At 39.9% G+C, this 13475-nt stretch carries 10 protein-coding genes, 1 tRNA gene and 1 pseudogene; 2 read left to right on the top strand and 10 right to left on the bottom strand.

Annotated elements, in window-relative coordinates; translation table 11 throughout:
• Positions 1–52: 52 nt before the first annotated feature.
• Complete coding sequence (locus ABIS04_RS08850; RefSeq protein WP_350433212.1) at positions 53–2068, bottom strand: NADPH-dependent 2,4-dienoyl-CoA reductase; 2016 nt, start codon at positions 2066–2068, stop codon at positions 53–55.
• 163 nt (positions 2069–2231) lie between these two features.
• Here ABIS04_RS08850 and sppA point away from each other — a divergent pair, with 163 nt between their 5' ends.
• Positions 2232–4076, top strand: coding sequence for a signal peptide peptidase SppA (sppA, locus tag ABIS04_RS08845; RefSeq protein WP_350433211.1), 1845 nt, complete (start codon positions 2232–2234; stop codon positions 4074–4076).
• A 131-nt stretch (positions 4077–4207) separates the two neighbouring features.
• The gene (gene ansA, locus ABIS04_RS08840) at positions 4208–5221 is read left to right on the top strand and encodes an asparaginase (protein WP_137227266.1); all 1014 of its coding nucleotides are present in this window, start codon (positions 4208–4210) and stop codon (positions 5219–5221) included.
• A gap of 113 nt (positions 5222–5334) precedes the next feature.
• On the opposite strand, the gene ABIS04_RS08835 is transcribed toward ansA, so the two are convergent.
• The 9 genes and pseudogenes from ABIS04_RS08835 to ABIS04_RS08800 all read right to left on the bottom strand — a co-directional run bounded on the left by ABIS04_RS08835 (position 5335) and on the right by ABIS04_RS08800 (position 12882).
• Positions 5335–5616, bottom strand: coding sequence for a YeaC family protein (locus ABIS04_RS08835; RefSeq protein WP_137227267.1), 282 nt, complete (start codon positions 5614–5616; stop codon positions 5335–5337).
• Positions 5613–5930: a zinc ribbon domain-containing protein gene (locus tag ABIS04_RS08830; RefSeq protein ID WP_140234101.1), complete on the bottom strand. Its 318-nt coding sequence runs from the start codon at positions 5928–5930 to the stop codon at positions 5613–5615. The genes ABIS04_RS08835 and ABIS04_RS08830 overlap by 4 nt, the downstream gene beginning before the upstream one ends.
• Before the next feature lie 52 nt (positions 5931–5982).
• The gene (locus ABIS04_RS08825) at positions 5983–7107 is read right to left on the bottom strand and encodes a M14-type cytosolic carboxypeptidase (protein WP_137227269.1); all 1125 of its coding nucleotides are present in this window, start codon (positions 7105–7107) and stop codon (positions 5983–5985) included.
• Positions 7108–7214: 107 nt separating this feature from the next.
• Complete coding sequence (locus ABIS04_RS08820; RefSeq protein ID WP_137227270.1) at positions 7215–7877, bottom strand: response regulator transcription factor; 663 nt, start codon at positions 7875–7877, stop codon at positions 7215–7217.
• 157 nt (positions 7878–8034) lie between these two features.
• On the bottom strand, positions 8035–9834 hold the full coding sequence (locus tag ABIS04_RS08815; RefSeq protein WP_350433210.1) for a DUF885 domain-containing protein: 1800 nt from the start codon (positions 9832–9834) through the stop codon (positions 8035–8037).
• A 126-nt stretch (positions 9835–9960) separates the two neighbouring features.
• Positions 9961–10231: pseudogene (locus tag ABIS04_RS19655) on the bottom strand (hypothetical protein).
• A 156-nt stretch (positions 10232–10387) separates the two neighbouring features.
• Complete coding sequence (locus ABIS04_RS08810) at positions 10388–11707, bottom strand: DEAD/DEAH box helicase (RefSeq protein WP_137227272.1); 1320 nt, start codon at positions 11705–11707, stop codon at positions 10388–10390.
• Between the two features lie 196 nt (positions 11708–11903).
• Positions 11904–11993: transfer RNA gene (locus tag ABIS04_RS08805), tRNA-Ser, on the bottom strand.
• A gap of 265 nt (positions 11994–12258) precedes the next feature.
• A complete protein-coding gene (locus ABIS04_RS08800) occupies positions 12259–12882 on the bottom strand; it encodes a YchE family NAAT transporter (protein ID WP_371833623.1) in 624 nt (207 codons plus the stop codon).
• Between the last annotated feature and the right edge of the window lie 593 nt (positions 12883–13475).

The raw sequence follows: 13475 nt of genomic DNA, 5'->3' as shown, positions 1-13475 counted from the left end.
GGTGCGTACATCACTTCAATGAAGATAGCTAAACGCTAGCATTTGCGAGAAACTAGATACTCATCGCGAGTTCTGCACCTTGACGAATAGCGCGTTTAGCATCTAATTCAGCAGCCACATCTACCCCACCAATTAAATGAACAGGTATTCCACTCGCTTTCATTTCATCAACTAACGAGCGATTTGACACCTGTCCGGCACACAACACCACATTATCGACATCAAGCACTTCGGTTTGATCACCCACTTTAATGTGTAGCCCTTGCTCATCAAACTTTTCGTAGCTAACACCCGTTTTCATATGTACATCATGTTGCTTTAACACACTACGATGGATCCAACCGGTCGTTTTACCCAGTCCCTTACCCATTTTAGTGGTCTTGCGTTGCAACAAATATACCTCTCGGCCTGGTTGATGTTCCGGTTCGTCGGTTAAACCACCGGCGTGCTGATAGGTTTTATCAATACCCCATTGTTCCAACCACTTATCTGGTCGTAATGTATTTGATTCGCGCTCGCATAAGAAGTGAGCGATATCAAAACCAATGCCGCCAGCACCAATCAAGGCTACATTGTGGCCAATTTCAACTTGTCCCGTTAATACTTGCTGGTAATCAACTACTTTAGGATTATCAAAACCTGGCAAATCTATTCCTCGAGGTATCACCCCAGAAGCAATCACAATTTCATCAAATTTTTCATTCGCTAATACTGCCGCATCAAGTTTGGTGTTTAGGCGAAGATCAACTTTATGCAGTTTAATTTGATTGATGAAATAACGAATGGTTTCGTTAAACTCTTCTTTCCCTGGGATTTTACGTGCCAAATTAAACTGGCCACCGACTTCAGACTTGGCTTCAAAAAGTACCACTTCATGACCACGCGTCGCAGCATAAACAGAAAACGCCATCCCAGCAGGACCCGCACCCATTACCGCAATTCGTTTTTTATGGCTGGTAGGGGTAAAATTAATTTCAGTTTCATAACACGCGCGAGGGTTGACTAAACAAGTCGCTCGCTTCATTGAAAAGGTATGGTCCAAACAGGCTTGGTTACAGCCAATACACGTATTAATTAATTCTGGGGTATTAGCTGCAGCTTTATTCACAAATTCTGCGTCGGCTAAAAATGGTCGCGCCATCGACACCATATCGGCTTGACCAGATGCAATAATCTTTTCACCTATTTCAGGGGTGTTAATTCGATTTGTTGCAATCAACGGAACCGTAACTTCAGCTTTAAGCTTTTCAGTCACCCATGAAAAAGCCCCACGAGGTACACTCGTTGAAATCGTCGGTACACGTGCTTCATGCCAACCAATACCGGTATTTATAATGCTGACACCAGCTTGTTCTAGCAATTTCGCCAACTCTACAACTTCATCCCAAGTTGAACCATTATCAACTAAGTCGAGCATCGACAAACGAAACACAATAATAAATTCTTTGCCTACTTTGGCTCGAATTGCATTGACGATATCAATTGGAAATTTAATTCTATTCTCATAGCTTCCGCCCCATTCGTCAGTGCGTTTATTGGTACGAGAACTGATAAATTGATTGATTAAATAGCCTTCAGAGCCCATCACTTCAACACCGTCATAACCCGCTTTTTTAGCCAATGCTGCGCTAGTAGCATAGTCTTTAACGGTAGAACGCACTTGTCGTGCAGACATTGCAGATGGTGTAAAAGGAGTAATAGGTGATTTGATTTTACTCGGGGCTAAACTGAAAGGATGATAGCTATAACGACCCGCATGTAAAATTTGCATGCAAATCTTACCACCCGCCTCATGCACGGCATCTGTCACTATTTTATGTTTACCGACTTGCCAAGAAAAACTCAATTGACAAGCATGTGGCGCTAGGCGTCCACGTAAATTAGGTGCAATACCACCGGTGACGATTAAGCCTACACCACCTTGAGCACGTTCTTTATAGAACGCTGCCAGTTTCTCAAATCCGCCTTTTTCTTCTTCTAATCCCGTGTGCATCGAGCCCATCAATACGCGATTTTTAAGCTGTGTAAATCCGAGATCTAAAGGTTCTAATAAGTGTGGAAACGACATTCAAACATCCTTTTTAAACAAGTGATTTAAACCAGCATACATCGACAATAAATTTTGCTCAATCAATTAAACGATTGCTGGTCAAAAACCGTTACAATTGAGTTTCACATTTACATTGATTTTCAGTTAGGATGTCTACATTAGAATGTTAAAGGAGTGGCAAATGTCCGCTAAACCCTCGTTTTTAAAAAGGATGTTTTTACTGTTATGGAATACAGTAAACGGTATCCGTAAATTCATCATTAATATTATTTTTTTTGGTTTGTTGGCCGTTATTGCAGTTGCGTTACTCAATAGTGAAGAAGACGTTGTCGTCGAAGATCAATCTGCCTTAGTATTAAACTTGTCTGGCAGTATTGTCGATCAGAAACATTACGTCGACCCGATAGAAATGGCCCTTAACCAAGGACAAGCTAATGATCCTGAAGGCGAAATCCTTTTATCCGATCTACTTTATACCATCAATAATGCGACTGAAGATGCCCGTATCAGTAGCATCGTATTAGATTTAGCCAATTTACAAAATGCCGGTATTAGTAAGATGACCGCCATTGGTGAAGCGTTAAATCAGTTTAAAGCAGCCAATAAATCAGTGATTGCGATGGCCAATGGCTACGATCAAAATCAATACTTTTTAGCTAGCTTTGCTGACAAAATCTACCTTAATAATCAGGGTATGGTTTCAATTGATGGCTTAAGTCGTTACCGCTTATATTACAAAGCCGCACTCGAAAAGCTTAAAATCACCACACACGTATTTCGAGTGGGTACCTTTAAGTCTGCAGTAGAGCCCTTTATCCGTGACGATATGTCTGATGCAGATAAAGAAGCCAGTAAAGTATTGTTAAATGATATCTGGCAAAGCTATTCAACTATTGTTGCCAGTAACCGTCAAATAGCACCAGATCAATTAGTACTAAGCCCAGATGAGTTTCTCGTTCAGCTCGATAAAGCCGAAGGTGATGCTGCTAAGATGGCAATAAACCTCAAGTGGGTTGACGAATTAGTTTCAGCTGACGCTTTTCGACTCGCAATGATTGAGCGGGTTGGCAGTGATAAAGAAGGTAAAAACTTTAAACAAATTAGCTTTAATGATTACCGTGCGCTAACAGCCCCCATGCCTCACTTTGTTGAGAAAGACTCTGTAGCCGTTATTGTTGCTAAAGGTACGATTCTTAATGGTAAACAACCTGCGGGACAAATTGGTGGTGAAAGTACTTCTGCACTACTTATGAAAGCACGCTTTGATGACAAAGTGAAAGCGGTAGTGTTACGGGTTGATAGCCCTGGTGGTAGTGCTTTTGCATCAGAGCAAATCCGCCAAGAAGTATTAGCACTTAAAAATGCTGGTAAACCTGTAGTGGTTAGCATGGGTAGTCTGGCTGCATCTGGTGGGTATTGGATATCTGCCAGTGCCGATTATATTGTGGCTACGCCGACTACCCTTACTGGTTCAATCGGTATTTTTGGGATGTTTGCTACATTCGATCAAGCACTTAATCATTTTGGTATCACTTCTGATGGTGTTGCTACCTCTGATTGGGCAGGATTATCACCTACACGTGAATTAAACCCCCAAGTATCTGCAGTAATACAACGTCATATTGAGCGTGGTTATCATGAGTTTATTTCGCTGGTTGCTAAAGAACGTCATATGACACTAGAACAGGTCGATAATATTGCTCAAGGTCGTGTATGGACCGGTAAACGTGCATTATCATTGGGCCTAGTTGATGAGTTAGGCGACATGGACACTGCATTAGCCAAAGCGGCTGATTTAGCAAAAATGGATAAGTTTGACGTAAAAGTGATTGAACAAGAACTCAGCGCTGAGCAGCAACTTATCCAGCAAATCATGGGCGCGACAGCGGCTTATGTCCCTGACAGTGTTCGTCAAACCAGTGTAGTAGAACAGCTTGTTAAGCAATGGGCAGGTGCATTTGAAACACTTTCAATGTTTGATGACCCAAATCATGTCTATATGTATTGTGAAAATTGTAATTATTAATCAATGATATAATAGACATATAAAGATTATTCAAAAAAAGCCTGCTAAGCAGGCTTTTTTATTGGGGATCGATAAATAAACTCGTATAATTTGCACAATCTGCAATCGCGATTCAATAAGAGCCTAAATACATGACAAAGCGTTCAATTTACGTAGCCTATACTGGCGGTACCATCGGGATGCAAAAAACCGCAAATGGTTTTGTGCCAGTATCTGGGTTCTTGACAGATTGTGTACAGTCAATGCCTGAGTTTTACCATACCGAAATGCCTGAGTTCGTTATACATGAATACAGCCCGTTAATTGACTCCTCCAATATGGCACCGACCGATTGGCAAATGATTGCAAATGATATCCAAGCCAATTATGAAAAGTATGATGGGTTCGTTATTTTACATGGCACAGATACCATGGCTTATACCGCATCTGCATTGTCATTTATGCTGCAAGGTTTATCAAAACCTGTCATTGTCACTGGCTCACAAATTCCGCTTGCTCAATTACGTTCAGACGGACAGACTAACTTACTCAATTCGCTCTATATTGCGGCAAACTACCCCGTGGCAGAAGTCTGTTTATTTTTTAATAACAAGCTGTTTCGTGGTAATCGTTCGACTAAGGCTCATGCTGATGGCTTTGATGCTTTTGCATCACCTAATTTTCCTATGTTGCTCGAGGCAGGCATTAAAATTAATCTTAAAGCCGGGAAAATTACTAAGCCGACAGGCAAACCTTTGGAAGTGGTGACCATTAGTCCACAACCTGTTGGTGTGGTGACACTTTATCCAGGGATCTCCACTGATATTTTTAATAATATTTTACAACAACCTGTTAAGGCTCTTATTTTATTGACCTTTGGTGTGGGTAATGCCCCGCAAGATAAGAAGTTACTTGATACGCTGAAGCAAGCAGATGAACGTGGCATTATATTAGTTAATCTAACTCAATGTTTCCAAGGAAAGGTTAATATGGGCGGCTATGCAACGGGTAACGCCTTAGCGCAAGCTGGGGTGATTAGCGGTGCGGATATGACCATTGAGGCAGCATTAGCTAAATTGCATTATTTATTGTCTATTGGATTAACCCCAGCGCAAATAAAACAACGCATGCAAGAAAACCTTGTTGGTGAACTGACTATTGATTAGTTAAGGTTGGTATGCCCTAACGGTGCCATACGCTAACAATGTAATCACTAAACATAAAAATGCGAGCTAATTAGCTCGCCTTTTTGATCTCTTTATCCGTCTACAGAACGAGTTTATAAATCAGCTTCTTTAAACTCGGCAATAGAATCACCTTTAAACTGTTTTTTTAACTCTGTTTTTGATAATTCATTTATATGACCATCAGCAGCAATAGTAAAATGGTCTGTTTGATGAAGTTTACGTGCTTGATATAACATCACAACTTGTAAGGTTGACTCACGTTGTTGTTCAGTTAAAGCCGTTCCATCATCCCATTTACCTAATTCGGTAGCAGACAACAAGCGCAGGTAAATATCTTCATTCATTTCATCAATGACTTTGTTGATATCGTTCATACTGATTTCCGTTTATGTAATACTATTCTGATGCGAGTCACAAGATAACCCACAAAGCCAATAACAAACATTGCAATCGCAAAGTAAGACTTTAGCCCCTGTGCAGGCTCACCGCCCCAAAACCAAACCACAACACCCGCGATAAATAACGTCAGAAAAAGAAAACTTTGATTCATTAAGCTATTTGAACGCTCAATGTGGCTAATAATAGTGATAGATTCAGTATTACCACTCAAGTCTACTTTGCAATGTGGACATTGTTTCGCCAAACTTGAAATTCGCTTTTGACATTTAGGGCATGCAACTAAGGCCATAATCTACTCTACCTACTTATCATTTTTATCAAAATAACATTTACTGTCGTGATTATAAGTTATCAACCACAGCTAACATTGCTACTAAAGACGCTTCGCCTAAATACACACAACGCTCTGGAGACCAGCCCACAAATGGATCGGCTAAATTGGCATTGTCTTTAAATGGCATCTCTAGTGTATTTGATAAACAGCTAAACGTATTGGCTACCCAGTTAGAACCTACGGTTAAGTTAGCTTTACCAGGTTCATCTTTATCATAACCAAACTCAGTTTGAAAATCTGCACTGGCAATAGTCAAGGCGCTGAGGAATTGTTGCTGTAATTCAGCCATTTTATCGTTGTAGTTTGGTACGCCTTCACAACCCGCAAGGAATACATAAGGCAAACCTTCATCACCATGGACATCATAAAATAAATCAACACCTGTTTGTTGCATTTTATTAACGACATAAAACACTTCAGGGCTTTTTTCTAAGCTAGGCGTTTGCCATTCACGATTTAAATTGGTACCTACAGCATTAGTACGTAAGTGACCGCGTGCGCTGCCATCTGGATTCATGTTAGGCACAATATAGAAATTGGCTTTGTCTAATAAGGCTTTAGATGTTGGGCAATCACTATCGAGTAATTGATTTAGCAAGCCTTCGACTAACCATTCCGCCATGGTTTCGCCAGGGTGTTGACGCGCAGTTATCCAAATATTTTTTTTATCTGGATTAGCATCACCAATTTTAAGTAAGGTCATGTCGCGACCATCGAGGGTTAAACCAAGATGCTCAAGACTTACTGCTGGGTGCAATTGCACTTCGCTGATCAAATCTAAATGGCGTTCGTAACTGTACGGTGCAAAGTAAGCAATTTGAATGGCTTCGCAATCAAGTTCAGCTTGAATGGTTAACTTGCCGTCGGCATATTGAGTTGGCAATCTGAACCATGTTTGACGATCATAACTGGCAACGGCTTGATAATCTTCCCAACCTGTTGGATAAGATGCGCTACCTGCATTGAGGATATTAAGGGTGTAAGTCTGGCCGACTTCCCCTTCTAAACGAAAATTGAACCATTGATAAAATTCGCCACCAAAATCAGGTCGAATTGCAAGTTGTATATCATCATGTTTATCAAGGTTGATGACGTCAATGTTGCCGCCGTCAAAGTTTGCTGTAATCCGCATTAGATTATCCTTTAATGTGCTTGCACTTATTTTTGGCTTATTAACGATTGGTATAAGCCTTATTTTATGCGCTGTAGTTTATCAAATGCGGCAATTAGTGTGAACCTTTAAAAACTAAAGCTGTAACCTTGACCGCGTACAGTGTTGATCAATTCACGGGGTAAATTACGTTTAACTAATTTACGGCGTGTATTACTGATATGCATGTCTAAGTTACGGTCAAATCTTCCCAACTCTTTGTGTAATACCCGTTGCTGTAATTCTTCTTTGGTCACCACCTCACCCTTACGTTCATATAAATATACAAACAAGCGGTATTCAGTCTGGGTCAGAACTAATGACTTTCCAGCAAAGCTAATGGTGTAGCAAGTATCATCAAAACGAATATGATCAATATTCTTATTATTAATTTGAGGTTGCTCCCGTCGATGGAGCACATTAAGTCGTAGTTGAAGTTCACGGATATTAAGTGGTTTTGCTAAATAATCATCGGCACCCAACTCTAACGCATTGATGCGCTCAATGTCGCTATTACTGTCCGCCAGTACAATAATAGGTGTTCGGGTTTGTCTTGCTATTAACAACCAAAATGAATCCATTTTAGGCACTGAAAAATCCAATAAAATCGCTTCGAGCTCCATAGTTTCCATGTTGATTAGAGCATCAAAGGCATTATTAACCTGATGGACACTGTAACCCTGCTCGCTCAGTTGTTGTGCAATATCAGTTTTATCGGATTGGGAATGTTCAATGAATAAGATATTCTTCATGATTATTAACTTAATGATAACGATTACCATTAAGATTATCATAGCGATTTAATCAACACTAGATAAAAGGTAACCTTTAGCCCTTTTTACATACAAAAAGGCCTGATATCTTCAGGCCTTGAGGTATAGATCACACTATTAACTAAATTAAACCCGTTTATTTATCCAGCATTAGCTGTTTAATGAATTTAACAGGGGCGCTACCGTAACTTAAAAACTGTTCATGGAACTGTTTCAAATCAAAGCTCTCACCTTGTTTAGCTTTAAGTTGTTCTCTGAAATCATAAATTTCGCGATAACCGGCGTAGTAACTAGTCAATTGAACTTGACTTAAGGTTGCTCGACGCCACTTCCCTTCCGCTTCGGCGCGTTGTTGGAATGCTTCATTCTCAAGTAAGTCAATCACTTCTTGCTCACCCATACCGTTGACTTGAATACTGTAATCTAAAATGGTGTTACAAATAACCCGTAAATTCCACTTGTAATACATCAACCACATTTCAGGTTCAAATGCGCCATAGCCCTCTTCTAACATCATACGTTCAGCATATACAGCCCAACCTTCTATCATGGCGCCGTTACCAAATAAGCTTTTTACTAAACTAGGAGATTGGTTAGAAAATACTAATTGGGTGTAATGTCCTGGGATTGCCTCATGAATATTGAGCACCTGTAAAATCCAGTGATTGTATTCACGTAAATAACTCTCTGCCGACTCATCACTCATGTCATCAAGGGGTGAAACGTTGTAGTAAGTATTACCACCTTTGTCATAAGGCCCAGGGGCGCTAATGGATGCACCAGCAAAACCGCGCATGTATTCTGGAGTTTCACGTACGATTAGAGGTTTATTGGGATCGAGTGTCACCAGTTGTTTGTCATTCACAAATTTAATAAGCTCTGGAATTTGCTTTCGTACTTCAGCAACAAAGTTTTCCCGTTTAACATGCTTGGTTGATAACACATCAATTAACTGACGAATAGCTTGCCTCTCGTCGTCTGGTTTTGGTGTATCAATGTACTTTGACCAAATTGTATCAGTGATCTTAGCCATTTCTTGCTGAACATGATTTTTATCCGCCACGGCTTTATCGTATAACTGTTTTGCCGTCATACCAGACTGAATATCAAAGGCGAACTTTTCTTCGTATAATGTTTCACCAATACGAAAATCACGGGCCCCATTTTCAGTGAGCTTAGTTTCCAGTGCAGTTAACCATTCAATGTGTTGCTTAATTGCTGCCGTTGCAGCGTCAAAACGCTCTGTAAATAGCGCTTTTTGCTCTTTGCTTAAACCAGAATCAGCGACTTGCTGAACTAACTCCGTGGACAAAACCGAAAATGCACCTTGATTTTGCATAATGGCTAATTGGGTATGTTCAAGTGTCGGATCGCTAATATTATTTCGAGCTGCTTCATAATAGGCGGGCACATTTTCTAGACGTGCAATCACTGAGGTTAAGCGTTTATCTAACGGCGCAAAGTCTTCATTGATGATTTGTGCAAACCCTCCGGCAACATTGTAATTAGACGGATCCCATTGCCAACCTTTAAAGCGTGTAATTTCCCATTGCATTGATTCAACTAAATTACTCAGTAATTTATAATCAATTAACTCGTTCGCGGATAACGACTGTTGATCAAATTGGGCTAGTGCCGTTTGCTGTTGTTTAACAAAAGCCAGTGTTTTGTCGCGGCTAGCTTTGTTTGGGATATCTAAATAACCATCATTTACGTGCTTGCCACTGTACAGAGCCCACGTTGGTGATAATGCCCACAGTTTATCAATAAACTGTTGTGAATATTCGTTAAAGTTTAATGCTGCCGCTGCTGTAGTTGTGCCAGCCTCTGCAGTAACGGCCTTGGTTTGTGGACTTTGCTTAACCGAGTCATCGCTACAACCGACCAATCCAGCCAAGGCAAAAGAAACCGCCAAAGGAAGTAAAGATTTTTTCATTTGTTATCCCTTAAATTGTTATTATTTTTAGTGTGTATAAACTTATATTTTGATACTTAGCGTTTTCGTGATTATAGGTTTTTGCTGCGTAGAGTCGTGTAAAAAATAATCCTACTGCAATTATAATTAGTTAATCATGTTCGTCACTATTTTGCAGCAAGCAGACATCTTTTGTGACACAAAAGCAGCCAATAGATTCAAAAAATGATCACTAGGGGCTGTTGATCTTTCAAGGTTGTTTTTGCAGCGAATTGTTGGTCATTACTCACATTTATAACTGCGCGGCAGAGACTTTGTGGTGTAGTTATTCTACATAAAAAGTCGATAACGCAGTAAAAATGACCAACAAACGCTGCCCGAAGGGTTCGGCTAAAAACGTTTTTATCTCGAACAAAATTTAACCTGCAAAGATCAACAGACCCTAACAATGTTCAAAGAGATGGCTATTGATTTACCAATCCGCTAAATAGACCTTACTTTACCCAACGAACACAAAAAAGCGGAATATAAATTCCGCTTTAATAATCACTAAAAAACCGTTCATATTAGCAGGCTATATATTCCATGGATTCGGTTTATTACCTCTAGCGCTCGCTGGTGCTTTAGTCGTTTTGGTTTTTCTAAAGTCTGACGAATCTGTTTTCGATTTACCTAAACTGAGTGAAGGTCTATCTGTATCGGGTGACGACTTATGTTGGCGACTTTTAGGCACAAAATTTAAAACCGAAACAGGTATGGGTTTCTTAGGCTCAAAACCTTCAATCACTTTACGTTCTAACAAATGCCCTAAACGACTTTCGATCATACATAAGTTTTTAAAATCATCATTAGACACAAATGAAATTGCCTCACCAGCGGCTCCCGCACGCCCAGTACGACCTATACGATGAATATAGTCGTCGGCAGGAAACGGTAAGTCATAATTCACTACACGAGATAAGTCATCAATATCAATACCACGAGAGGCAATTCCGGTAGCGACAAGATATTGTATTTTACCTGATTTAAAATCAGCTAAAATCTGTTCACGCACTGGTTGGCTTCGCCCACCATGAATACATTCAGCGTTAATATCGCGCTTTTCAAGCTGACTCACCAATTTGGCGGCACCTTGTTTAGTTTCGATAAATATCAACGCTTGGTTCCACGCTTCTGTTTTAATTAAATGGCTTAATAAAGCAGACTTTTTATCTTTATCGACGGTTGTTAGCCACTGTTCGATTTTTGGTGTTGAGTCACGATCAGCAATCACCGAAATTTCAACAGGACGTTTAATCGCCGTTTTCGCTAATGATCGCACTTGGTTTGATAATGTCGCCGAGAATAATAAACTTTGACGCTCTGAGGGTAATTTATCAATGACTTTATTAATGTCTTCGATAAATCCCATGTCGAGCATTCTATCGGCTTCATCAAGCACCAAGACTTCAACTTCATCAAAGTGCACTGCACGTTGGGTATATAAGTCGAGCAAACGTCCTGGTGTTGCCACCAAAATATCCACGCCATCGATTAACGCTTGTTTTTGTGGCTTTTCATCAACACCACCGTAAATGGCAAATGATGTTAACGGTAAATGCTTAGCATATTGCACAATATTAGCTTGTATTTGCACCGCGAGTTCACGTGTAGGGGTTAAAATTAATGCCCTAATACGCTTAGTACGCTGAATTTCACTATCGGCTAAGCGCTCTAAAATTGGCAATACAAAGCTGGCCGTTTTACCCGTCCCTGTTTGTGCGGCCGCAAGCAGATTTCTACCCGTTAAAATAACCGGAATAGTTTGCTGCTGAATAGGTGTTGGTTGACTGTATCCCACTTCATGTAGGGCATTGACAATCGTGTCGCGTAATCCAAGTGTCGAGAAAGGCATGAAAGTGGGTCTCAATAGTAAAACAAGAATAAAGCATTATAGAGGTTGCGCATAACAAGCGCTAACACCTATTTAATTTTAAAATATGCTAGATAACACCATGTGGAGACAACGATAACAATAGACGTCATTCACAATGTCATTGTTTAATAGCACAAATGAAAAAAGACGCCCGAAGACGTCTTTTTTCATAATATGGCGGTGAGCGAGAGATTCGAACTCTCGTTAGGGATAAACCTAAACACACTTTCCAGGCGTGCGCCTTCAGCCACTCAGCCAGCTCACCAAATTTTGACTGACTTTTCATCTGAACCGTTAAAGGTGATAATATAAAAAGGCAGTAATTAATCTATTGATTATGTTGAAATTATTAACTGTTGTCTCAACAATGCAACACCCCCTAATTTGTAGCCAGTATTCAATATCAAATTGAACATTGGCCCTCGAGGTATTGCTAATCGTGGCGTACTTTACGCAAATGCGGATAGCGGGTCAAGTTAAAAAACTACACTATCAAGTGTTTGCACAAATGCTCAGCAACTTATGTCAAATTAACCTAATAAGGTTGGGAAAAGTCCTTTAACACCAGCAGCAATGACTTCAATGCCTAAAGACAACATCAGTAGACCCATTAGACGGGTAATAACGTTAATACCCGTTTTACCTAATAGTTTAAACAGCATTGGCGCTATGCGAAATAAACCCCAACTAACAAGGCCTAAGGTAATAATGGTTAAAAACATACCAATGTAGTTGGTTATTTGGTGATGCTCCGCCGCAAATACAATTACCGCACTAATGGCACCAGGACCGGCCATTAATGGCAAGGCTAGTGGCACAACTGCAACAGATTCCATACCAGATGACTCACGGTCTTCTTCTTGGTTACGTTTCACTTCACTGATTTTACCTTGCAACATCGACATCGCAATAATACAAATCAAGCTACCACCCGCGATACGAAAAGCCGATAATGAAATACTGAACATACTAAGAATGTAATGCCCTGCTATTGCCGTCACCAATAGAATGATCACTACGGCCATATTTGCATCACGATTAGTATTTTGGCGATCCGCTTCAGTTTGATGGCTGGTTAAGCTCACAAACACAGGTAATAACCCTACTGGGTTAATAATGGCTAATAGTCCTAGAAAGAACTTGATATAAAGCATGAAATCCACTTGGTATAACCCTCTTGATATTACCTGTATTGAAGCTCGATTCTGAGCGCGCTAATGTAGCTGAAACATTAACATTTCCCAAATGAAATTTTTTGTATTTTACAGGGTATTTTTCAATACAAAAACTAATGCTAGATATATTTAATACTTTTGGACTTATGATTAACATCACGCGATTAAAGATAAATTAGTTATTTTATTTCATGAACATGTAACAATTCGATTACTTAACCTACTAGTGGCTATTTATAGAACAGTAACTGTGCTTCACATACGGATATTATATCTGAACAAAATGCACCGATGATGAAAAATACTAACACTAGGCTATAAATCTATCATCACAAATAAATCTGTAAACAACCCCTAACATCGACACAGTTTCATTATCAAAATCGTTGCTTATCTTGTCGCTTTTAAAACAACTTATATGCCTCTTATAGAATAGCTTAAGGTGTGACGGTTAACGCTACTCGTAATACCATAAATAATATCGTTATTAACCTTCACTTGTTCGGCTATTATCAGCGCGATTGGCACTGTTGCCGCGCTGATAATAAAAGCCTGAAGACTCACTAGGCTAA

Source organism: Shewanella sp. H8, from assembly GCF_040285065.1.
Lineage (GTDB): Bacteria > Pseudomonadota > Gammaproteobacteria > Enterobacterales > Shewanellaceae > Shewanella > Shewanella polaris.
The sequence above is the reverse complement of the archived record's forward strand: the minus strand, read 5'-3'. Positions and strand labels throughout refer to the sequence as shown.

What these genes read in the sequence shown, in the direction of transcription:
- ABIS04_RS08850 (WP_350433212.1), bottom strand. Translation starts at nt 2,068, where the DNA reads ATGTCGTTTCCACACTTATTAGAACCTTTAGATCTCGGATTTACACAG.
- sppA (WP_350433211.1), top strand. Translation starts at nt 2,232, where the DNA reads ATGTCCGCTAAACCCTCGTTTTTAAAAAGGATGTTTTTACTGTTATGG.
- ansA (WP_137227266.1), top strand. Translation starts at nt 4,208, where the DNA reads ATGACAAAGCGTTCAATTTACGTAGCCTATACTGGCGGTACCATCGGG.
- ABIS04_RS08835 (WP_137227267.1), bottom strand. Translation starts at nt 5,616, where the DNA reads ATGAACGATATCAACAAAGTCATTGATGAAATGAATGAAGATATTTAC.
- ABIS04_RS08830 (WP_140234101.1), bottom strand. Translation starts at nt 5,930, where the DNA reads ATGGCCTTAGTTGCATGCCCTAAATGTCAAAAGCGAATTTCAAGTTTG.
- ABIS04_RS08825 (WP_137227269.1), bottom strand. Translation starts at nt 7,107, where the DNA reads ATGCGGATTACAGCAAACTTTGACGGCGGCAACATTGACGTCATCAAC.
- ABIS04_RS08820 (WP_137227270.1), bottom strand. Translation starts at nt 7,877, where the DNA reads ATGAAGAATATCTTATTCATTGAACATTCCCAATCCGATAAAACTGAT.
- ABIS04_RS08815 (WP_350433210.1), bottom strand. Translation starts at nt 9,834, where the DNA reads ATGAAAAAATCTTTACTTCCTTTGGCGGTTTCTTTTGCCTTGGCTGGA.
- ABIS04_RS08810 (WP_137227272.1), bottom strand. Translation starts at nt 11,707, where the DNA reads ATGCCTTTCTCGACACTTGGATTACGCGACACGATTGTCAATGCCCTA.
- ABIS04_RS08800 (WP_371833623.1), bottom strand. Translation starts at nt 12,882, where the DNA reads ATGCTTTATATCAAGTTCTTTCTAGGACTATTAGCCATTATTAACCCA.